The organism is Actinoplanes sp. NPDC051537 (genome assembly GCF_055586105.1).
On the sequence record NZ_JBVJIU010000019.1, the window covers coordinates 21,915 to 44,385 of the forward strand.

The window sequence follows — 22,471 nt, forward strand, 5'->3', positions numbered from 1 at the left end:
CGAGGCCCGTCGGAGTGACACCGCCTTGTACCGTCTGTGAGATGCAGATGACCTGTCCGAAGTGTCATGGCGAGATGCGAGTCTACGAGCGCAGCGGCGTCACGGTCGATCAGTGCACCGAGTGCCGCGGCATCTTCCTCGACCGCGGTGAGCTCGAGAAACTCTTCGAGGCCGAGGCAAGCTACAACAGCCGGCCGGCCCCGTCCCGCCCCGCCGCCGCGCCCCAGGCGCCGCCGCCGGGCGCATATGCCCCGCCGCCGCCCCCGCCCGCACACGGCGGTTACGCGGCGCCGCCCGCCCCGGGCTACGGCGCGCCGGTGGCGCACGGTTACCCGGCGGCCGCTCCGGCGTATGGCCACCACGGCCACTACCGGACGCACGGCCACTACCGGGCTCCGGGGCACCACGGTCACTACCAGCGCAAGCGTCACAAGAGCTTCCTGCACGATCTCTTCGACTGATCGTTTGGACTGGTCGCGTTGCTGAGGCCGACGCCGCCTTCGGGTGGGGTCGGCCTCGCGCTTCAATCGGGGTCGGGCGGGCGACGCGGGCTTGGGGGCGATGCGGCCTTGGCGGGTGACGCGGGCTCATCGGGCGACGCGGGCTTGGCGGGCGACGCGGGCTTGGCGGGCGACGCGAGCTTGGCGGGCGACGCGAGCGGCACGGGCTCAGCGGGCCACGCGGGCTCAGCGGGCCACGCGGGCTCAGCGGGCGGCGCGAGCCGGGCCGAACGGGCGGGAGCCGCGGTCTGGGCGGGCGTGGCGGGCCATCCCGAGCGCTTTGTGCGGCGGCCCAATCAGGGTGGCCTACGTCGTGGAGGCAAGCCGGCGGGGGGCGTCGCATGCCGGGCGAGGCAGTGAGACCTGATGAAGCTGCCGAGGCCCGGAGGCGAGGGGCGTCGGGGTCTGGGCCCGGGCTACGTCCACGACCCGTCATCGCGTAGGCGGTCGGCTGGGCCGTCCCCGGTCAGCAGGGCAGTAACGGCCTCGTCCACGGTCGCGCCGATGAACCACTCTCCGGCCTGGTCGAGGATGAAGACTCGGCCTCGGTCATCCAGGACGACCAGCGCATCCCCGCCTTCGGTTGCCAACGGGAAGACGGGGGCGTCGATCAGGGCGGCGAACTCGGCCAGCGCGGCGGGCTGGCGGGCGCCGGGTAGTGGGTCGAAGGTCAGCAGGCGGATCGCGCGGCGGCGGCCCGGGCCGCGGCGGGCGCAGCGCACGCCCGCGAACTCGGCCAGGGCTCGGCGGGCGGCTGGGAACGCGGTGCGGCCGCTGAGCCGCTCGGCCTCGGCGATCGTCGGGCCGGCGGGCAGCTCGACGCCCAGCCAACCGCCGCCGGCCAGGGTGCGGGAGACCTCGGGCGGGAAACGGCCCCGGATGCGGTCGGAGCCGTGCCGCCACTCCACGGTGTCGGCCAACTGCTCGCGCGGGAGCACGCCCAGCTCCACGAGCACCGTCAAACACGACTCGCAAGGGCGGCACACCTCGCCCGCCTGGGGGTCGGCCGGCTCGCGTACCAGGAAAGCCGTCAACGCCGAACCCGGATGCCCGACCTCGGACAGCGCATCCGAGACGGCGATCAGCTCGGCGTGACGCTCGACGCCGCGGACCCGGGCGCCTGGTGGAATCGCGGCCAAGCCATCCCGTACGCGCGGATGATGGTTGAGGTCTTGATCGCCTTTCGCGCCCTGGGCCCGGAACACGCGGCCGCCCACGATCAGCTCGGCCGCCGTGGTCGGGGCCGGTCGGCGCCGCGTTGCACGCCGCAAGGACACCGCCGGATCGACCGTCGTCGAGGGCCGCGGACGCTGCTCCCGGTAGCGCGCGGCGATCTCCTCGTGCGGGATCGCCGGCCAGGTCGACAGCGTGCCCGTCTCGCGATCGATGACCGTCCGGGCGCCGTCGCCGGGCAGCGGCAGGACCGACGGCGCCGGCCGCATCCAGACCACCCAGCCCAGGTCGAACTCCACGAGCGCGGGCTCACACGCGTACCCCCGCTGCTCGGTCTCGCCCCGCGCCCAGCGGGAGGCGATCTGCTCGGCCTCCGCCCGACTGACCATCGTGAATTTCCCTCCTTATGCGCGGAATGAAGTTACCGGACCACGCAACGTTGCGAAGCTGGGTATTGTCACGGAGTTCGATGGCGGCGAACAGGGAGCCTCAACCGTGGCAGAGACGGCGGATCGCGATGCCAACCAGGCATTACGCGACCGGTTGGGCGAGGTCTACGGGCAGTACGCCCGATTGCGGTCCGATCTGGACGATCTTCAGAAACGTATGGCGGCGCTGCGGGTCAGCGCCGCGTCACCCGATGGGGCGGTGCGCGCGACGGTCGATCCGCGTGGCCGGCTCGTCGATCTGAGCCTCGATCCGGCCGCGTGCCGAGATCCGCAGGCGCTGGCCCGCACGATCGTGGCGACCGCGCAGGAGGCGGCGTCGCAGACCGACGGCCAGATCGAGCAGCTGATGGCCGGCTATCTGCCGGCCGATTCGGGGACGCTGCGCTTCCTGCGCGACAACGACCTCGGCTCACTGTTGTGACCGGATCTTGGGAGAGAGCTGCCCGTACGCTCGGGGAGTTGCGCGACGGGCCCGGCGCCTCCCTCGCGGCGGCCTCGGCGTCCCGGCCGTGGGGCGACGACGAGGCGGGGCGGGCGTTCGAGGGCCGGTATCGGCCGGTCGAGGCGCAGGTCCTGGCCGCGTGGGAGCAGCTCGCGCACTTCATGGAGAGCGTCGGCCGTGACGGTCTGGCCTAGTCCGCTTCCGGGTCCGCTGGCGCTCTGCCCGTTCGAGGTGCCGGTGTGGGCGGTGCGGGCCCTCTCCCGCGTCGTCGATCCGTCGTGGTCCAAGGACTCGCCGGCCTGGCCGTCCGGTGACGAGACCGCGACGTGGGATCTGGCGGATCGGTGGTTTGCCCTGGCCGAGGCGCTGACCGGGCCGCGGGACCTGGTCGCGGCCGCCCGGATGACGGGTTTCGAGGATGCCTGGCAGTTGCTGGCCGGCGATCCGTCGGCGCCGCTCAACGCCCTGGCGCCGATCGCGTCGGAGCTGGGCACGTCGGTGGCCGAGTGCGCGCGCGAGCTCGAGGCCGCCAAGCTGGAGGCCTGGACGGAGATCGGCCGGTTCCTGCTTGATCTGCTCGGGTTGTCGCTGACCACGGCGCTGACCGGGCCGGCCGTGGAGGTCTCGATCGCGGCTACCCGGCTGTCGCTGCGACAGATCTTTGCGGGGCTGGCGCTGTCGTTGGCTACGGGTTCTCGGCGCACTTCCTCGCACGAGACGACGCGCCGGCTGTTTCCGCCGACGACGCCGGCGGACAGTGAGTTGGCGGCGGCGCCCGCCGAGTCCGCCGGGATCACCGCTGCCGGGATCTTGCGCAGGTCCTATGGGACGGCGGAAAGCACTCGCCGTATCCCACGGTCCGAATTGGATCGTCCGGCTCGTCGCGATGCGGGGACGGAGACGGTCGCGATTCCGGGCGAGGCGACCGTGCTCATCGAGATCTCGGGGCCGATAAATGACGACCCGCCTCCGCCCCCACATTTCGGATATTTACCCGATGACCGTCGGGACGAATATTCCGCTTATCTCGGTTCAATCGCCGAGGAGATTCGCGCGAAGATTGGTGATCTCGGGCGGCTGGCCGATCACGAAATGCTTGTCGGGTCGGCGGAGCTGGGCGAGCAATTTCGGCGTCATGTGGCCGATCTTCGAGCGGTCCTGGCCGAGGTCGAGGCCTCCGCGACCATTCGCGCCGCCGCCCCGCCACCCCCGGCCGCCGCGGGTGACTATGGCGGTCTGGGGGCGGCCCTCGGCGTACACCAGCAGGCTCTTGAGAACGCGGTTCCGCGCGACGGCGACGGCCGCGCGGCACGCCTGGCCGATCCGCGCGCCGGTGAATGGTTCCGGCTGATCAACGCCGACGGGCCGGCCACCGACCCGACTCGGGCGCTGAACTGCACCGACGTCGTGCTCGCTCTCTATGACACCTACCTGCTCGGCCGGCCTCGGGTGTCGGCGCCACGGACCTTCGACGCGTACGCCCATGGCGAGCCCGGCCGCCCGACCGGTGGCGAACGGGACGGCCCGCGGCGTATCGAGCGCGAAACCGGAACCACGTTCCAGAACCTGTGCCCGTTCCTGGGCGCCGCCGACCCCGAATCGGCGCGGCCCGCCGTCGACGCCGCCCTGCGCAACCTGGCCAATCACCTGCACAACTCGGGCCACGGCGCGTTCGCCTTCGTGCTCACCGACCTCGAGGGCGGCGGCTGCCACGCCTGGGCCGCGATCAACCACGGCGGCGCGATCCTCTTCCTCGACCCGCAGATAGGCCGCCTGAGCGCGGAGATTCCCCTGTACGGCCACCGCGGCGCCCCCGACCACGCCAACATCATCTCGATGGACGCCCTGGTGGTCGACGCCCAGGCTCAGCCGGCGCCACTGCCGTACCACGGCCCCGGCCAGTGGACGACGACAGCGCCCTGACGCCCCCGCCGGTCAGACGATCGCCATGTCGACGAAGCGGGACAGGTGCAGCTGGGCCGCCACCGTCACGGTGTCGGTCGGGCCGTTTCGGTGCTTGGCCACGATGAAGTCGGCCTCGCCCGCGCGCGGTGACTCCTTGTCGTAGTAGTCGTCGCGGTGCAGCAGGATGACCACGTCGGCGTCCTGCTCGATCGAGCCCGACTCGCGCAGGTCGGACAGCTGCGGGCGCTTGTCGGTTCGTTGCTCGGGACCACGGTTCAGCTGCGAAACGGCGATCACCGGGCACTCGATCTCTTTGGCCAGCAGCTTGAGGCCACGGGACAGGTCCGCGACCTCCTGCTGACGGCTCTCGGTGCGCTTCGGCGAGGTCATCAGCTGGAGGTAGTCGACCACCAGCAGCTTGAGGTTGTGCCGCTGTTTGAGCCGGCGCGCCTTCGCCCGGATCTCCATGAGGTTCATGCTCGGGGTGTCGTCGACGAAGATCGGCGCCTCGCTGATCTCGCCCATCCGGCGAGCCAGCTTGCTCCAGTCGTCGTCGGTGAGCTGGCCCGAGCGCAGGACGTGCAGCGGCACCCGCGCCTCGGCCGAGAGCAGACGCATGACCATCTCGATCTTGCTCATTTCCAGCGAGAAGATGGCGCTGGCGCAGTTGTGGCGGATCGCCGCGTTACGGGCGAAGTCCATGCTCGCGGTCGACTTACCGAGACCGGGTCGCCCGGCCACGATGATCAGCTGACCGGCGTGCAGGCCGTTGAGCAGACGGTCCAGGTCGGAGAAGCCGGTCGGCACGCCGGACATCATGCCGCCCTGGGCACCGACCGCCTCGATCTCGTCGAGCGTCGGCTGCAGCATGTCGCCGAGGGCCGCGAAGTCTTCGCTCACCCGCTTCTCGGTGACGTCGTAGATCGCCTGCTGGGCCAGGTCGACGATGTCGTCGACGTCGCGCCCGCCGTTGCCGCCGGCGCCGTAGCCGAGCTGCACGATCTTGGTGCCGGCCTCGACCACCCGGCGCAGGATGGCCCGCTCGGAGACGATGCGCGCGTAGTAAGAGGCGTTGGCCGCCGTCGGCACGCTCTCGATCAGGGTGTGCAGGTAGGGCACGCCGCCGATCCGCTGGAGGTCGCCGGTGTCGGCCAGCGCCGCGGAAACCGTCAGCGCATCGGCCGGCTCTCCCCGCCCGTACAGGTCAAGGATGATGTCGAAGATCGTGGCGTGCACCGGGCGATAGAAATCGTGCGGCTTGAGGATCTCGACCACGTCGGCGATCGCGTCCTTGGACAGCAGCATGCCGCCGAGAACACCCTGCTCGGCCGCCACGTCCTGCGGCGGGGTGCGGTCGTAGCCGCCACCACCCCCACCACCACTGCCACTGCCACCGCCACTGCTCGAACCGTCCCCGCGTGGCGGCCCCCCGGCCGATGGCTGGGCCGGCGGCCGCGACTCCGGCCGCGCGTCATCGGTGATCGACACCGGGACCCCCCTCCGCTCGCCGTACGTCTATCTCGTGATCCAACAGCCCGGGTATGACACTTTCGGCTGATCCCAACCAAGATCCAAAAATTCTTTGGACCCCGTACGCGATCTCGTACGCGCGAGTGAGGGCCCCACTCTACGAACAGCCCTGCCACCAGCCCAAGCGCGCCGGTGGATGAGTCTCGGGACAACTTGTGGACATCTAGCCCCAGCCTGTGGGTGGCCCTGTGCACAGCCTGTGCACAACTCTTGGGAACGAAATCTCGTCGGCCTTGTCCAGCAGGAATAACGTCGTCAACAGGTGTGGAGGAAGAAAAAGCTGCCGCGCGTGAGCAAGCCATCGCCCGGAGGCGTTGCGGTTCGGTCGCTTGCACGTCACGCTTTCACGGTGGACCAACGGGAATGGGACTACGGCGCCCGCATGCCGCGCGACCGGCGCGCGGCACAGCCGTATCCTCCCCAGGGTCCGGAGCGCACCGATTTGACCGAGCCTGAGCCGAAATGGGCGTCGCTGACGGACACCGGCAGCATGGAGCCCAGCCCCGAGGCTCTGGCCTGGCAGCGCCGCGCCGATCAGTGGGCGCAGCAGTCCGAGTCCGACTCCCAGGCGGTCGAGCCGGCCAGCCGCTGGTCCGACGCGGCCGCGACCGGCCGCCCGACGTTCCCGGCCGACGGCGTGGGCTGGCGCTCCGAGACGGCCGAGTGGCGGGCCACGGGCGCGCGCTGGCGGCAGACCACCGAGTGGCGCTCGACGACCGGCTCGCACGGCTGGCGCTCCACGACCGAGGCCTGGCAGACCGGCGGCAACGACTCGTACAACCCGCCCGTCGAGTCGCCGACCGCGCAGCCGGCCATCTCGAGCACGGCCTGGTCCTCGTCCGATTCGCCGTCCGACGAGGCGCGGCCCGCGTGGCAGCAGTTCACCGCGCCCGCGACGGCCTGGGAGCAGCAACAGCAGCAGCAGTCCACGCCGAGCTGGCAGCAGCCGTCGCAGCGTCCGCCGGCCGAGAGCTCGCCGTCCTGGCAGCAGCTGGTCGACCCCGATCGGCCCGCGTGGGGCGCGAGCGAGAGCCCGGCCTGGCAGCGCGACGCCATCGAGGGCACCGCGACCTGGAGCGAGCCCGGTTCCGCCGGCAGTTCTGGCGGCAGTTCCGCCGGCGGTTCCGCCGGCAGCTCCACCAAAGACTCCGCGTCCATGTCGAGCTGGCTGCGCATGGACGATCCGGCCGAGACGCCGAGCTGGCAGACTCCCCGCGACGACGGTCGCCACCTGGTGCGCGAGGACGACCGGGCGGCGTGGCGGCAGAACGCGGATCAGGCCGGCAGTTCACCCTCGGTCGGCCGCCGCCGGGCTCCCGAGGGGGGCACGGGCTGGGCCACGCGCTCCGACCCGGACCACTGGGCCGGCCACACCGACACCGGCAACATCCCGCTGTTCGCCGATCCGGCCGCCCCGGCCACGCCCACGTGGGCGGCGGGCGGTGACCCCGGCTCCGGCCGCCACGACGGCTCCACGGGCCGCCGGGCGCTCCCGTCCGGCGGCTACGACGAGTCGTCCCGGCGTTCCCGCCACGACGAGGGCATCGCCCGCAGCGCGTCGGCCGCGATGCCGCTGAGCTACGACACCCGCCCCGGCGGTCACGCCGCCGAGCCGCCGGCCACCCCGCGCCGCGGCCGCTACGCCGACGAGGCGCCGGCGGCCGAGACCCCACGCGGGTCCGGCGCGTTCGGCCGCGGCCCGGCGTACGGCACCGAGCCGCCGCCTTACCAGGAGACGCCGCCGTCCTCCGGCTTCGGCCGCGGCACGACGCCGCCCTTCGAGCCACCTCCCGTCGCGCCGACCACCGGGTTCGGCCGTGGCGCGGCACCCGCTTACCCCGATTCGCCGTCGTCGGCATCCGGCTTCGGCCGGGGCACGGGCTACACCGACCCGCAGCCCGCTTCCGGTTTCGGCCGCGGCGCGGGCGTCGCCGAGCCGCCGGCCACCGGTTACGGCCGCATCGCCGAACCGCCGGCCGCATCGCCGACCACCGGCTATGGCCGCATCGCCGAGCCGCCGGCCGCATCGCCGACCACCGGGTTTGGTCGCGGCGTGGAGCAAGCCGCCCCCGGTTTCGGCCGCGGTGCTGCGCAACCCGGCCCCGGCTTCGACCGCGGTGCTGCGCAACCCGGCCCGGGCTTCGACCGCGGTGCCGAGCAGCCCGGCCCGGGCTTCGACCGCGGTGCCTCGCAACCCGCCCCCGGTTTCGGCCGCGGCGGGGAGCAGGCCGCCCCCGGTTTCGGCCGCGGCGGGGAGCAGGCCGCCCCCGGTTTCGGCCGCGGTGCCGAGCAGCCCGGCCCCGGCTTCGGCCGCGATGGTGAACAGCGCGGACCAGGCTTCGACCGTGGTGGCGAACCGCGCGGCCCAGGCCGTGGCGCGGAGCCGCCGGCCTCGGCGCCGACGACCGGCTTCGGCCGTGGCGCGGCACCGGCCTATCCCACCGACCAGCCGGGCGCCGGCCGCCGGCGCAGCCGCGCCGAGGAGGAGCCGACCCGCGGCCCCGAGCCCGAGCGCTTCGCCGAGGACGGCCGCGGCGGCGTGGAGTCCGGCGCCCGCAGCGCGCCCGGTGGCGGCCGTCGGGCCCGGCCCGAGGAGCCTCCCCGCCAGTCCGGACGGGGCAAGGCCCGCTACAACGACGTCGACGACGACTGGCGCGAGCACACCGGCTCCTGGGCGGCCGAGCCCGACACCAGCAGCTGGGTGCGCGACCCCGACACCGGCCAGTGGAGCCGCTCCGACGACGACCCGCGCGTGCAGGCCTGGCGCGAGGAGGCGGCCCGCCGCGAATCGGCGAACCACACCCCCGGCACGCGCCGCGAGCTTCCGGCCGGCCCGGCCAAGCCCGAGCCGGCGGCCAGCCCCGAGCCCGAGGACGACTGGCGCACCCCGCCCGGCGCCCCGCGCAGCGCGATGCCCGCCTCGCCCCGCAGCGCGATGCCGGCGTCGCCCCGCAGCGCGATGCCCGCGTCACCGCGCAGCGCAATGCCGGCGTCGCCCCGCAGCGCGATGCCCGCCTCACCGCGGAGCGCCACCCCGTACGGCGCCGACGATTCCTACCCGAGCGCGCCCCGCAGCGGCACCCCGTTCGGCACTCCGCGCCGCGAGCTGCCCAGCGGCCGCGCCCGCCCCGACGAGACCGCGCCACCGGCGTACGGCGGCCAGCCGGGCGGTCCCACGTATGGCTCCGGCCGCCGCGAGCTGCCCAGCGGCCGCGCCCGTGCCGACGAGACCGCCTTCGGCGCCGCGCCCACGAGCGGACCGACCTACGGCCCCGGTGGCCCGTCCTACGGCGGCTCGGCCAATGGCGCTGCCTATGGCGGCGCGGAGGGCTACGGCGGCTCGGCCAACGGTTCGGCCTATGGCGGCGCGGAGAGCTACGGCGGCGCGGAGGGCTACGGCGGCGCGGAGGGCTACGGCGGCGCCCCGGCCGGTCCCGCCTACGGATCGGCCCGTCGCGCGCTCCCGAGCGGTCCCGCCCGCCCCGACGAGCAGACCGACTACCGCGACGGCGGCGGCTACGGCGATGGCCCGGGCGCCCCGCGACGCGGCGGCGATCCCTACGGTGACGGCCCCGGCGGCGACGACCCCTACGGCAACGCCCCGGGCGGCCCGCGACGCGGCGGCGATCCCTACGGTGATGGTCCCGGCGGCGGACGACGCGGCGACGGCCCGGCCCAGCGCAGCGGCGTGCCATACGGCGACGGCCCGGGGCAGCGGAGCGGCGTGCCCTACGGCGGCGGCCCCGCGCCGCGCAGCGGGATGCCCTACAGCGACGGACCGGCCGACTACCGCGGTGGTGGCCGCCGTCGCGCCGACGAGCCCGCGGACCCGACCGGCCGGCGCCGCTCCGCCCCGGAACTCGGTTACGGCGATGTGCCGAACGCCGATGGCTGGCGCCGCGAGCTCGACGCGGGCCCGGGCCGGCCGGCGCGTGGCACCGGGGCGGCGCCCTGGTCCGGCGGCGCCGCGCCGGCCGAAGCGCGCCTGCCCGCCGACTGGCGGCTCGAGTTCGCCGAACAGCCCGAGGGCGACGGCCAGGGCTCGGCCTCCTATCGTGACGGCCGCGGCGACGACTGGCGCCGAGATCTTTCCGACAACGGCGGTCTCGCCGAGGGCGAGTCCCGACGATTTGGCACCTCGGATTACGTGCCCTTTCGGCCCAGCGGGGCCGCATCGGTCCCGCGAGCGTCGAACCTATCGATGACCTCCACGTCGCTGATCTCGCCCGTTCCCCGCGAGCAGCGCGAGCCGATGGTGCGCCCGCAGCGCACCGGGGGCGGATTCCAGCAGGGCGCGACCGGCTCCTACGAGCGCCGACCGGTCACCGGCGGCTTCCCGACGAGCCGGAGGAGCGACCTGCTCGATCCGGACGACGAGGAGGATGATCAGGACGCCAGCGGTCCTCTCGCCGCGGTCGGCTACACCGTCATCTGGTACGGGGTGCCCATTGTCCTTTTTGTCGTGTACATGCTCGTGGTCAACACCGGCTCCCAGTCCCACGCGCTCGACACCCTCGCCAAGGCGGCGCCGCAGTTCCTCATCTCGCTCGTGCTCAGCGTGATCGTCGCCCTGGGCCTGCGAAAGTTCAGCAGCTCGTGGAAGGCCATCAGCATCGGCCTGGCCGCGGCCGTGGTGGGCGGCGGACTGGCCACTGTGCTCAGTTCGGCCATCACCGGCAACAGCCTCAGCTGAGCGAGGCGAGGCCCGGCAACGCGGGGCTGAGCAAAGCGAGGCGAGGCCCGGCAACGCGAGGCTGAGCAAGGCGAGCCCGGGGCAAGCAAAGCAAAACGGCGCGCCAGGCCGAAGCCCAGCGCGCCGTTTCGACGCGTCAGAAACGCACTTACTTGGCGGCCACCACGTTCACCGGGAACGTCGCGGTCACCTCGGGGTGGAGCTTGACCTGGACGTTGTACGCGCCCGTGGTCTTGATGTGGCCGGGCATCTCGAGGCGACGCCGGTCGAGCGACGGACCGCCGGCGGCCTTGACCGCGTCGACGATCTCGGCCGGGGTGATCGAGCCGAACAGGCGGCCACCGTTGCCGGAACGCGCCGACAGCGTGACCTTGAGGCCGGCCAGCTGGCCCTTGACCTCGTTGGCCTGGCCCAGGTCACGGATCTCACGAGCCTCGCGGGCCCGCTTGATGACGGCGACCTGCTTCTCGGCGCCCTGGGTCCACCGGATCGCGAAACCCTGCGGCAGGAGGTAGTTACGGCCGTAGCCGTTCTTGACCTCGATGACGTCGCCGGGCGTGCCGAGACCGGACACTTCCTGGGTGAGGATGATCTTCATGTCGCAGACCCCCCTCAGCGCGCCGTCGCCGTGTACGGCAGGAGCGCCATCTCGCGGGCGTTCTTGACCGCGCGGGCGATCTGCCGCTGCTGCTGAGACGTCACCCCGGTGACCCGGCGGGCACGGATCTTGCCCCGGTCGGAGATGAACTTCCGCAGCAGGGCGGTGTCCTTGTAGTCGATGTAGGTGATCCCGTCCTTGTCGAGCGGGTTCACCTTCTTCTTCGGCTTGCGCAGTGCCGCAGCCTTAGCCATTGCTCTTACTCCTGAACTCGTTGCAGCCCGAACGGGCTAGAAGGGAGGCTCGTCGTCGAACGAGGAGTTTCCGCCGCCACTACCGCCGGAGCGGGTGCCGCCGGAGGCCGGAGCGGCCGTAGCCCACGGGTCGTCGAAGTTGCCTCCGCCGCCACCGCCGGACTGCTGCCGGTTGCCGCCACCACCGCTGCCGCCACTGGCGCCGCCGTTGGAGGCGCCGAAACCGCCGCCACCACCGCCACCGCCACCGGAGCGGCTCATCCGCTGCACCTTGGCCGTGGCATACCGCAACGACGGGCCGATCTCGTCGACCTCGAGCTCGTAGACGGTGCGCTTCTCTCCCTCGCGGGTCTCGTAAGACCGCTGGCGCAGCCGGCCCTGCACGATCACCCGAGCGCCACGCTGCAGCGACTCGGCGACGTGCTCGGCGGCGTCACGCCAGATGTTGCACGCAAGGAACAGTGGCTCGCCGTCTTTCCACTCGCCCGACTGCCGGTCCAGAGTGCGCGGCGTGGACGCGATGCGGAACTTGGCAACCGCCGCACCCGAAGGGGTGAAGCGCAACTCGGGATCGTCGGTGAGGTTACCGACGACCGTGATAACGGTTTCTCCTGCCATGATCTACTCCTCGCCGCTGTTCTCGTTCGTAGGAGGTTCTCAGAACCCCCTGACAAAAACGAGCGATCAGCGGGTCTCGGGCCGGATGACCTTGGTACGCAGGATGGACTCGTTGAGCCGCAGCTGACGGTCCAGCTCGGCGACGGCCTCGGGGGTCGCCTGAAGGTCGACGACGGCGTAGATGCCCTCGGCCTTCTTGTTGATCTCGAACGAGAGCCGGCGACGGCCCCAGACGTCGAGCTTCTCCACCGAGCCACCCGCGGTCCTGATCACGTTCAGGTACTGATCGAGCGACGGGGCGACGGTGCGCTCCTCGAGCGAAGGATCGAGGATCACCATGAGTTCGTAATGACGCAAGACGTTCTCACCTCCTGTGGGCTTAGCGGCCACGGTCTCTCCGTGGCAGGAGGTCTTGTGTCGATCGCATCGAAAAGCCGTGGGTAGGAATGCCCACGGCCCTCACACTGCGAACCGAGCAAGCATACCCAGGCGGGTCGACCTGCCCAAATCCGGTCGTGACGGGTTGTGGACGAAGAAAGAGGACCCCGTCGTCGAACGGGGTCCTCTTTCTTTCGGGAGCCGCGGGGCGTCCGTTCCGCTTTCGCTGGGTGGGACCTGGGGAGGAACGACCACACCGATGAGGTTGGACGCGGCCGCCCCGCGGAGCTTGTTGACGACCAGCTTACGCCACTTTTGTACGATTTGCACGTTGCGACACGATTGCCCGAATCGCTCCGGCGCCGACGCCCATCACGCACACCGCGGCGATCAGCGCCAGCAACCCGACCGGCGCGGTCTCGGGCATCCGGGTCATCGCGGCCACCGGCTCGGCCGCGGCGATCTCGGTGGGCGGCGGGGTGGCTGCCGCCGGCGCGGCGTCCTGCGTGGCCGAGGACAGATCCAGCGGAGGTACGCCGGGAATCAGCGCCTTGCGATCACCAGGCGGCATGCCCGCGAACGCGGGGACGGTGCTCCCCGGCGTACCGGCGCTGCTCCTGCCTTTGATCTTTCCGGCCCCGCCACCTTGCGGCATCGCCTGCGCCGCCGTGGTCGCCGCCTGGGTGACCGTCGCCGTGCGCAAGGTCGACCCCGGAGCCCGCACCCCCGCATGGCCCGCCGCCGGCGTCAGCCGGGCGGAATGCGTCACCGGCGCCGCGCCGGACAGCGTCGAGACCGTCGTGGAATCGGACGGCCCGGCCGCCGAGCCCGACGGCGTGGCCGTCGCCGTGTCGCCGCCCGAGGGCACCGGAATCGGGTCCGGCATCGCCGCCGCGGCCGACGGGGATGCCGTGACCGTCGCCGGCACCGCGTCCTCGCCGAGCGGGCAGTTCGGCTTGAGCAGCACCGACGTGGTGCCCCGGCGGAACACGACCTGGGTCGCCGAGTCGTCGGCGAGCGTGCCCTTGCTCTCGCCGCTCAGCATCAGGCGGGCGCTGTATCCGGTGCGGTTGACCACCCGGATCGTGCTCTCCGCCGGCACCACCATGCTCTCGATGTCGGGGTGCGACCGGCAGGAGAGGCCGAGCATGCCCCCGCCCTCGAACGTCACCTGACGGCCGCCCTCGTCCAGCAGGTTCGCCTGTTCGGCGCTGGCCGTCCCGTTCGTGAGCAGCGGCGCCCCAAATATCAGTCCGCCCAGCACGAACGCCGTGACCCGGTATCGGAACTGCCGCGACATGCACCATCTCCCAGTTCGGACCGGCCGTGCCGGTGTCCGTCTTCGTTTCCACGTGATCGTTTTGTTCGAGGCGCGCATCGGCATACGTCCGGCATGCCGGTCGTCACATGCGTAAATGGCCTCGATTGGGGCTAACGAGGCCCGGCGTGACGCGGTGACGCGCGGAAGAACCGTCGTACCCGCGTCGTAGGCTCGTCCCATGCGCATCGGAGCCCATGTCGATCCCGCCGATCCCCTCGACGCAGCCCGTGAACGCGGTGCCGACGCCGTGCAGTTCTTCCTGACCGACCCGCAGGGTTACAAATCGCCCAAACCGCGTGAGGATGCCGCGGCCCTGCGTGAGTCCGAGGTGGACGTCTACATCCACGCGCCCTACATCGTGAATGTGGCGTCGCCCAACAACCGCATCCGCATCCCGAGCCGCAAGCTGCTCATGGCCCATGCCAAGGCCGCGGCCGAGCTGGGGGCGAAAGGGCTGATCGTGCACGGCGGCCACGTCGGCAAGGACGCCGATCTCGAGGCCGGCTTCGAGAACTGGCGCAAGGCCTTCGAGTACGCGGAGTCCGACGGTGGCCTGCCGCTGCCGATCCTGATCGAGAACACGGCCGGTGGTGACAACGCCTGCGCCCGCCGTTTCGACGACCTTGCCCGGTTGTGGGACGCGGTGGGTGGCTTCGGCGCCGGGTTCTGCCTCGACACCTGTCACGCGTTCGCGGGCGGCGAAGATCTGGTCGGCATCGTCGACCGGGTGAAGGCGATCACCGGCCGGATCGACCTGATTCATGCGAACGACTCGAAGGGCGGCTTCGACTCCGGGCAGGACCGGCACGACAACCTCGGTAGTGGCAAGATCGACCCGGAATTGGTGGTGGCCGCGATCCGGGCCGCCGGCGCGCCGGCCGTCGTCGAGACACCGGGCGGCGCCGAGGGCCAGACCGCCGACATCGCCCTCCTGCGGGAGGGGACGGGCCGCTGACGGGCCGGGCCGAGCCAGCCGGTACTTGGGGAGGACCATGACCACCGACCAGCCGAAGCAGTCCACGGCCCAGGCCCCGCCGCCGGATGCGGAGACCTTGCGTCCCGCGATCCCGGCGCAGGCGGGCGGGCCGGGTGGGGCTTCCGCGGGCTCGGGAGGTACGCCGACCACGGCCGGCAACGGCGGCGATGGCTCGGCCGGTGCGGCCCCGCCCGGCGCGGGCAGCTCCCCTGGTCAGGACGCGGCCACGGTGGTCCGGCCCTCGACCGATCCCCAGGCCGCCGACTCTTCGGCCTCGGCCGGTGCGCCCTCCTCCAGCGCGCCCACCCCGGTCCAGCCCACCGCCTCCAGCACGCCCACCCAGATTCAGCCCGGCGTCTCGGAGCCGCCCACCCGGGTCCAGCCCGCCGCCTCGGCGCCGCCCACCCAGGTCCAGCCCGGCGCCTCGGAGCCGCCCACCCGGGTCCAACCCGCCGCCTCGGCGCCGCCCACCGAGGTTCAGCGGGCCGCCGCGATGGCGAGCCCGCCGACCATGATTCAGCCCGCCCTGGCCGAAGAGCCGGCGGCCGCCGCACCCGCGTCCGGGTGGCGGCGGCTTTTCCGCATCAGGAAGAAGGCGCCGGCCCGGGAACTCGCCATGGTCGGAGCGCCCGCCGCGGCCGCGTCGACCGTCGGACAGGCGTCCGATGTGTCCGGTTCAGCGCCTGATGTCGAAAATGCTCCACAGGAGAACGCGGCGACCGTCAAGCTCAAGGAGCCGCTGCCCAGCTCGCGGCCCGCCGACGCGCCGCCCGACCCGTGGACCGCCTTCGCCACCACCCAGGAACGCGGCCCGGGGCGGATCCGCCGGGCGAGCCGGGCCTTCGGGCGGGGTCTGATCCACGAGTACGCCCTGGTCACGTACATCGCCATCGCTCTTGCCGTCGGCATGACCTGGCCGACCCTGCAATATCCGCTGCACACGCTCCCGCAAGATCTCGCCGACCCGGCACGGCAGGCCTGGCAGATCGCCTGGAGCGGCCACATTCTGCTCACCGATCCGGTCAAGCTGTGGCAATCCAACGCTTACTTCCCACAACCGAACAGTTTCGCGTACGGCGACAGCCTGCTCGGTTACGCGCCGGCCGGCATGATCGGCACCGGCCCGCTCGCCGCCGTCCTGCGCTACAACATTCTCTTCGTGCTCGCCCACGCGCTGTTGTTGATCGGCGCCTACGCCCTGGTCCGGCAGCTCGGCGCGGGCCGCACCGGCGCCGCGGTGGCCGCCGTCGCCTTCGCCTACGCGCCGTGGCGGCTCGCCCAGGAGGGCCACCTCGACATCATCTCGGCCGGGGGCATCCCGCTGGCCCTGGCCATGATCGCGCACGGGCACGGCTGGTCGATGCGGCGTGGCTTCCGGCGCGGCAAACGCCACGCCGGGTGGGCCGCCGCCGGCTGGATCGTCGCGGCCTGGCAGGTCAGCCTCGGCTTCTCGCTCGGCCTGCCGTTCCTCGGCGTGCTCGGGCTGATCCTGCTGGTGCTGCTGGTCCGGGTGCCGATCCGCTGGTGGCGCCGCCCGGCCGAGCGCCCGGTGCTGGGCTGGCGCCTGATGGTCACCGACATCGTCGGCCCGCTGATCGTGGCCGGGACCGCCGCGGTGGTCGCCCTGCCCTACCTCAAGACCGGCAACACGGCCACGGCCACGGCCGAGATCAAGTTCTTCTCGCCGCCGCTGCGCAGCCTGCTGATCGGCCCGGCCGAGTCCCGGCTCTGGGGCGGCCCGCACCAGGTGCCGCGCTCGTCACTGCCCTGGCCGGCCGAGATGTCGCTGCTGCCGGGCTTCGTGCTCTACGCGCTCGCGCTGGCCGGCCTGGCCTTCTCGATCTGGACCCTCTGGCAGCGCCTGTTCCTGCTCGCCGGGCTGGCCGCCACGACGATCCTGGCCCTGGGCGCCAACTTCTTCGACGGCCGCTGGACGTACCTGCCGCTCTTCGGCCACCTGCCCGCCTCGCTGAACGCCCGCATCCCCGGCCGCCTCATGATCTGGGTGACGTTGCTGCTGGCGATCCTGGCCGCCGGGGCGGTCGCCGAGTTCGTGCGGCGTGCCGATCACTGGGCCGAGCTGCGCATCCCGCCGTGGCCCGGTCCATGGCTGCGGTCGGCCACGCTCGTACCCCTGGTGCTGGTGCTCCTCGAGGGTTGGAACGCGACCGCCCACCCGGTGGTGCCGCCCCAGCCCAGCGCGATGCGCACGGTGACCGGCCCGATGCTGGTGCTGCCGACCGCCGACAACACCGACCAGATGGTGATGCTCTGGTCGACCACGCGCTTCCAGCAGATCGCGAACGGCTCGGGCGGCTTCGCCGCGGCCCACCAGGCCACGATGCGGCGCAACGTCGAGACGTTCCCCGACAGCACGAGCATCGAATACCTGCGCTCCCAGGGCGTGACCACGGTGCTGCTGCTGCGCGCCTACGTGGCCGGCACCCCATGGGAGCGCGCGGGCGACATCCCGGTCGACTCGCTGGGCATCTCACGCGAAGACCTGGACGACGCGGTCCTGTTCCGCCTGACCCAGCCGACCCAGCCCGGCCAGCCCACCCAACCCGGCGGCGGGGTCACGCCCACCCAGCCCGGCACCCTCCCGGGAACGGGCACCGACCCCGGAACCGGCACCCTCCCCGGCACGGGCACACAGCCGGGCACGGGCACGCTCCCCGGCACGGGCACGCAGCCGGGGGCGGGCATCCAACCGGGCACGGGCACCGACGGCGGCACCATTCCGGGCGAGGGCAACCAGCCGGTCGTCCCGGGCCAGCAACGCGAGGTCCCGACTTTGGTGGCACAGCCGGCCCGCTGACGATCGGCCGGACGTCGTCCCGCTCTGCTTACCTCCACGCGCATGGCGGGCACACAGCACAAGCCAGCGAGCCCACCGCAAACCAGCGAGCCCACGAACAAGCCAGCAGCGAGCTCACCGCACGCCAGCGAGCCCACGAACAAGCCAGCAGCGAGCCCACCGCACGCCAGCTAGCTCACGGCAAGCCAGCAGCGAGCCCACCGCAAGCCAGCGAGCCCACCGCAAGCCAGGGGCGCCGCCGGACTCGGGGCGGACCGATCCAGGCGGCCGCGTAGCGGGCGCCCTCGTGGGCAGCTATGCCCGGCGGCGCGTCTAGGGCGTGAGTGGCTACGGTCCGAGTCCGCGGCGGCGTTGCGCGCCGTTTGTGCCTCTGGTGCCGCGCTTCCGCGTACGGGATAGGCGATTTAGGTGTTTGCCGGCTCCGGCGCCGAGGGTGGGTCGGCCGCCGGAGACACCGTCTTGTCGACGCGGAACACCTGGCGGAAGTGGCTTACGAAGCGCTGGTCGGGGCCGTTGAGGTAGCCGCCGTCCGGGTCCTCGTCCTGGTAGGTCTGGCGGACCACGTCGAGCTCGGGGCGCCAGATCTCGCGGATCACCAGGCCGCAGAGGACCGCCACGGTGATGATGCGCAGGGTCGAGGCCAGGACGAACGTGCCCTCGGGGATCACCGGCTTGCCGCCCGCGCCGAGCAGCTCGGCGTAGAAGGCGGTGAAGTAGCCGAACTCGGCCACCGTCCAGGCGACGATCGCGCCCCAGCGGGGGCGGGCCAGGACGATCAGCGGGAGCAGCCAGAGGACGTACTGCTGGGACCAGACCTTGCTGAAGATCAGGAACGCCGCGACCACCAGGAAGGCGAGCTGGGCGAGGCGCGGGCGCTTCGGGGCGAGCAGCGCGAGCGCGGCGATGCCGACACAAGCGAGACCGAAGAGACCGTACGTGATGATGTTCAGCGTCGGGATGTGGTTGCTGAGCCATTGGAAAGGGCCCTGATCACCGGTCGCGCCGTTGTGCCACTTGCCGTCCAGGTAGCGGCCGACGTACCAGAACGTGCCCCAGTCGATCGGGCGCTCGCTGTTGAGCTGGAAGAAGCGCAGCCAGCTGTCGTGGTAGAGCAACCACACCGGGAAGTTGACCACGACCCACGAGCCGACCGTCCCGAGGAACGCCCAGAACCACTTGTCGACCGTCTTCGAGCGCACCGCCAGCACCAGCAGCGGGCCGAGGATGAACAGCGGCCAGAGCTTCGCCGCCGCGCCCAGGCCGAGGAACACGCCGGCCCAGAGTGGATGGCGTTTGGCCCAGAGGTAGAGGCCGACCGCGGCCAGCCCGATCGCCAGGAAGTCCCAGTTCACCGTGGCCGTGAAGAAGATGATCGGGGAGAGCGCGAAGATCGCCGCGTCCCAGGGCCTTCGTCGTCGCAGCGCGAGAATCACGGCCGCGGTGATGACCGCCAGCGCGGAGAGCACCAGCGCGTTGGTGTTGTAGAACCACTGACCCTGGTTGATGTCGGGGTGCTTGACCCCGTACGCGTGGACCGGCAGTCCCAGCGCGCCCATGAAGTAGCCGGTGACGACCGGGTACTCCACGGCGTGATCCTTGTACGGGACCTGTCCCTCGTTGAGGCCCTCGGCGTAGTAGAGCGCCAGCACGTCGGTGTAGCAGAACCGCGTGTACTGGACGTTCTTCTGCCAGTCGCCGGTCTGGCAGGGCGACTTCTGCACCCAGGAGAACGCCAGCGTGATGCAGGTGAGCGCGAGGATGATCCGCGCCGCGGTCCAGAACCGCCCGGGCTTCGCGTCCGGCCGCACGGCGTGACTGCCCAGCGGCCCACCGATCGCCTCGGAGAGGCCTCGCACGAAACCGTCGCCGGTCGCCTGAGCGGTCGGCGGTGCTTCGGGGCGATCGACGTCCTCGGACGGATGCGTGCTCATGACAACGCATCATGCCGCATCCGGCAGCAAACGTCGGACTCAACTCCGGCGTACGTGAGAAAGCCTGATGAAACGCCGATGGCCGGCGCGCGCCCCCGCAGGGCACACGCCGGCCATCGAAGCAGCCTCGGGCGCTAACCGCCGCCGGTATTGGTTGCGCCCTGTGTTGTGGTGACGCCGTTCGGGATGATCCCGGTGCCACCACCGGTGTTGCCACCGTTCCCGCCGTTGTTGCCGCCGCCGTTGTTGCCGCCGCCGTTGTTGCCGCCGCCGTTGTTCCCACCGTTGTTGTTGCCGCCGTTGTTGTCGCAGCTGAGGCCGATCAGCGTCAGCGCGCAGTCGTTGGCGGGCGTCTCGGGGACGACGGGCTTCACGCCGTTGCCGAGGGCCTCCGGGTTGCCGGTGTCCTGGCGCTGCGGGAAGTCGTCCTTCTTCATGTCCAGCTTGGCGGTGACGGTGTCGATGAACTGCTTCCAGATCTTCGACGGGATGCCGGCGCCGAACATGTCCTTGTAGCGGCTGCTGCTGTTGGGGTCGTGCAGCTCGACCTTCTTGTCCTTGCCGCCGACCCAGACGGTCGCCGCCAACTGCGGGATGCCGCCGACGAACCAGCAGTCGCCGGAACCGGTGTGGTCGTCCTTGCCGTCGTCGTACTCCCAGGTGCCCGACTTCGCGACGCTCTCGCGGCCGTTGCGCAGGTCGCGGTTGTCGGCGATGACGATCTTCTGGAGGACGCCGTCGAGGTTGGACATCTGGTCGGCCGGGAACACCCGGTTGCCGCCGACCTTCTCCGGGTTCAGGTACGAGACCTTGCCCGTGTCGGGGTCGACCCGCTTCACCTGGCGGACGAAGTGCGCCGCGTGGTGCACGCCGCCGGCGACGATCGTCGCGACGCCCTCGGCGTGCTCGAGCGGCAGCACGCGGTACTGACCGAACGCCACCTCGTTGTCGAAGTAGCCGGACTTCTCCCACGTCGACTTGTCGGTCTTGGTCAGGTCGACCAGCTTGCCGTTCGGGAACTGCTTGTTGCCGTCGGTCCACATGTGGTCGATGCCGGCGAGCTTGGCCGCCTGGATGACCTTGGAGCGGCCGATCTTGTCGGCGATCCAGTAGAACGGGAAGTTGTACGACTTGATCGTCGCGGTCTCGAGATCACAGTTCTTGATCTTGCTCGCGCAGATCTTGCCCGGGTCGGCGCCCGCGTTGTTGATCGGAGTGCCGTTGGGGCGCTTCAGCGTGCTGTCCCAGATGCTCTTGAAGGACAGGTCCTCCTGGAGACCGGCCGCGAGCGTGTAGATCTTGAAGCTCGAGCCGGGGGACTGGCCACCGAGGATCTTGGTGCCGTCGCCGGAGAGGTAGCCGCCGTAGTCGGTGCCGTTGGGATCGTCACCGGCGTAGTAGCCGAGCACGCGCCCGGTGTTGGGATCGATGCCGATGACCGACGCCTGATAGGTCGCGGGCCGGCCGTTCATCGGCGAGTCCTCGCTCTTGCGGGAGCCCGCGTCCTCGGCCGCCTTCTGCACGTCGGGGTCGATCGTGGTGGTGATCGTCATGCCACCCTTGTCGAACTCCGCGTCCGAGATGCCCATCTGGGCCAGCTCGGCCTTCACGTGGCGGAAGATCATGCCGACCGGCTTGTTGGCCGCACAGGTCTTGCAGGAGCTCGCGCTCGGCTTCCGCACCGCCGGGTACTTCCGCGCCGCGTACTCCGCCGGAGTGATCCAGTTCATCTCCAGCATGTTCTTCATCGTGTACTCCCAGCGCTGCTTCGCATCCGGGAGGTTGTAGTTCGGGTCGTAGCCGCGGTGGGCCGAGTTCGGGTAGGGCTGTTTGATGATGGAAGCAAGTACCGCCGCCTCGCTCGGCGTGATGGCGTTCTTCTGACCGGCCGGGGTGGTCACCGACTTGCCGAAGTAGCCCTGCGCCGCGGCCTCGATGCCGTACCGGCCCTCACCGAGGTCGACGTAGTTCAGGTACATGCCCATGATCTGGTCTTTGTTGTACTGCGACTCCAGCTTGCGGGCGATGACCGCCTCACGAAGCTTGCGGTTGATGCTGATCGCCTTCAGATCGGCGGCGTGCCGCGCGTACTGCTGCGTGATCGTCGACGCGCCCTGCGTCGCCCCGCCGGTGAAGTTGTTCCACGCGGCCCGGACGATGCCCTTCATGTCGATGCCGTGGTGGGTGTAGAAGTTCTTGTCCTCGGCCGCGGCGACGGCGTGCTCGACGACCTTGTTGATCTTCTCTTCCGGCACCACGGTCCGGTTCGCCTCGCCGAGCTTGGCGAGCACCGTGCCCTTGGAGTCGAGGATGACGTTGGACTGGTCCTCGGTGACCGGCGGGGGCAGGGCGACGTCGTCGAAGAAGTAGGTGCCGCCGACGACGCCGGCGCCCAGGAGGATGACCACGACCGCGGCCGCGGCGGTGAGGATGTTGGTGCGCCGGCGCCGCTTGGCCGCCTTCGACTTGTCCTTGCCCTTGCGGCCGGGACCGGCGCCGGGGGCGCCGGGGGTCTCGGGCGCGTCGAGGCCGGGACGGACCGCGGCGCGGGCCACCGAGGCCCGGCCGCCGACGGAGGCCGAGCCGGTCGTGGCGCCGACCGACGCGCGCGCGCCGACCCGGGCCGAACCGGTGACGCCGCCGACGGAGGCGCTGCCCTTGGGGGCGGCGGTCCCGACCGACGCGCGGCCGGCCGTGCCGACCGAGGCGGCGCCTACGCTGGCGCGTCCACCGGCCCCACGGCGGTACGCGTCGGGTGCTGGACGGGCTCCGCCGATACTTCGACCGGCGGACTGGTCGTCGGCAGGCGCGGCGGCACCGGACCCGGGCACGCTGGCCCGGGCACGCGGAGACTGCGATTCGCCGTACGAGTTCATGCGGTCACA

16 protein-coding genes are annotated in these 22,471 nt (G+C 71.7%); 7 read left to right on the forward strand and 9 right to left on the reverse strand.

Going from position 1 to position 22,471, the window contains the following annotated elements:
• The first annotated feature begins 41 nt into the window (after positions 1–41).
• Positions 42–461: a TFIIB-type zinc ribbon-containing protein gene (locus tag ACZ6TB_RS37705; protein WP_465562996.1), complete on the forward strand. Its 420-nt coding sequence runs from the start codon at positions 42–44 to the stop codon at positions 459–461.
• 455 nt (positions 462–916) lie between these two features.
• Here the strand turns inward: ACZ6TB_RS37705 and ACZ6TB_RS37710 are convergent, their stop codons facing one another.
• Positions 917–2,062 (reverse strand): SUKH-3 domain-containing protein, encoded by a 1,146-nt coding sequence (locus ACZ6TB_RS37710; protein WP_465562999.1) that lies wholly within the window; start codon positions 2,060–2,062, stop codon positions 917–919.
• 106 nt (positions 2,063–2,168) lie between these two features.
• On the opposite strand from ACZ6TB_RS37710, the gene ACZ6TB_RS37715 reads away from it, so the two are divergent.
• The 3 genes from ACZ6TB_RS37715 to ACZ6TB_RS37725 are packed head-to-tail and all read left to right on the forward strand — an operon-like array spanning position 2,169 to position 4,487.
• Positions 2,169–2,543, forward strand: a complete 375-nt coding sequence (locus ACZ6TB_RS37715; protein ID WP_465563001.1) for a YbaB/EbfC family nucleoid-associated protein — start codon at positions 2,169–2,171, stop codon at positions 2,541–2,543.
• A gap of 38 nt (positions 2,544–2,581) precedes the next feature.
• Positions 2,582–2,758, forward strand: a complete 177-nt coding sequence (locus ACZ6TB_RS37720; protein ID WP_465563004.1) for a hypothetical protein — start codon at positions 2,582–2,584, stop codon at positions 2,756–2,758.
• A gap of 52 nt (positions 2,759–2,810) precedes the next feature.
• Complete coding sequence (locus tag ACZ6TB_RS37725; RefSeq protein ID WP_465563359.1) at positions 2,811–4,487, forward strand: toxin glutamine deamidase domain-containing protein; 1,677 nt, start codon at positions 2,811–2,813, stop codon at positions 4,485–4,487.
• Between the two features lie 12 nt (positions 4,488–4,499).
• On the opposite strand, the gene dnaB is transcribed toward ACZ6TB_RS37725, so the two are convergent.
• Complete coding sequence (gene dnaB / locus ACZ6TB_RS37730; RefSeq protein WP_465563007.1) at positions 4,500–5,957, reverse strand: replicative DNA helicase; 1,458 nt, start codon at positions 5,955–5,957, stop codon at positions 4,500–4,502.
• 391 nt (positions 5,958–6,348) lie between these two features.
• Between dnaB and ACZ6TB_RS37735 the strand changes: the two genes are divergently transcribed.
• A complete protein-coding gene (locus ACZ6TB_RS37735) occupies positions 6,349–10,692 on the forward strand; it encodes a hypothetical protein (RefSeq protein WP_465563009.1) in 4,344 nt (1,447 codons plus the stop codon).
• A 148-nt stretch (positions 10,693–10,840) separates the two neighbouring features.
• Here ACZ6TB_RS37735 and rplI read toward each other — a convergent pair whose 3' ends face one another.
• The 5 genes from rplI to ACZ6TB_RS37760 all read right to left on the reverse strand — a co-directional run bounded on the left by rplI (position 10,841) and on the right by ACZ6TB_RS37760 (position 13,840).
• On the reverse strand, positions 10,841–11,290 hold the full coding sequence (rplI, locus tag ACZ6TB_RS37740; RefSeq protein WP_465563012.1) for a 50S ribosomal protein L9: 450 nt from the start codon (positions 11,288–11,290) through the stop codon (positions 10,841–10,843).
• 14 nt (positions 11,291–11,304) lie between these two features.
• Positions 11,305–11,544 (reverse strand): 30S ribosomal protein S18, encoded by a 240-nt coding sequence (rpsR, locus tag ACZ6TB_RS37745; RefSeq protein ID WP_007073789.1) that lies wholly within the window; start codon positions 11,542–11,544, stop codon positions 11,305–11,307.
• 36 nt (positions 11,545–11,580) lie between these two features.
• Entirely contained in the window at positions 11,581–12,162 is a 582-nt protein-coding gene (locus ACZ6TB_RS37750) for a single-stranded DNA-binding protein (RefSeq protein WP_465563015.1), read from the reverse strand.
• 66 nt (positions 12,163–12,228) lie between these two features.
• Positions 12,229–12,519 carry a 30S ribosomal protein S6 gene (gene rpsF, locus ACZ6TB_RS37755; RefSeq protein WP_014448192.1) on the reverse strand — a complete coding sequence of 97 codons (291 nt, stop codon included), beginning with the start codon at positions 12,517–12,519 and terminating at the stop codon, positions 12,229–12,231.
• 325 nt (positions 12,520–12,844) lie between these two features.
• A complete protein-coding gene (locus ACZ6TB_RS37760) occupies positions 12,845–13,840 on the reverse strand; it encodes a hypothetical protein (protein ID WP_465563020.1) in 996 nt (331 codons plus the stop codon).
• A gap of 199 nt (positions 13,841–14,039) precedes the next feature.
• On the opposite strand from ACZ6TB_RS37760, the gene ACZ6TB_RS37765 reads away from it, so the two are divergent.
• The gene (locus tag ACZ6TB_RS37765; protein ID WP_465563023.1) at positions 14,040–14,816 is read left to right on the forward strand and encodes a deoxyribonuclease IV; all 777 of its coding nucleotides are present in this window, start codon (positions 14,040–14,042) and stop codon (positions 14,814–14,816) included.
• Between the two features lie 37 nt (positions 14,817–14,853).
• A complete protein-coding gene (locus ACZ6TB_RS37770; RefSeq protein WP_465563025.1) occupies positions 14,854–17,655 on the forward strand; it encodes a hypothetical protein in 2,802 nt (933 codons plus the stop codon).
• 404 nt (positions 17,656–18,059) lie between these two features.
• Here ACZ6TB_RS37770 and ACZ6TB_RS37775 read toward each other — a convergent pair whose 3' ends face one another.
• Together ACZ6TB_RS37775 and ACZ6TB_RS37780 are read right to left on the reverse strand one after the other, a co-directional pair.
• Positions 18,060–19,586, reverse strand: coding sequence for a glycosyltransferase family 87 protein (locus ACZ6TB_RS37775; RefSeq protein WP_465563028.1), 1,527 nt, complete (start codon positions 19,584–19,586; stop codon positions 18,060–18,062).
• Positions 19,587–19,720: 134 nt separating this feature from the next.
• Entirely contained in the window at positions 19,721–22,462 is a 2,742-nt protein-coding gene (locus tag ACZ6TB_RS37780) for a transglycosylase domain-containing protein (RefSeq protein WP_465563031.1), read from the reverse strand.
• Positions 22,463–22,471: the final 9 nt, after the last annotated feature.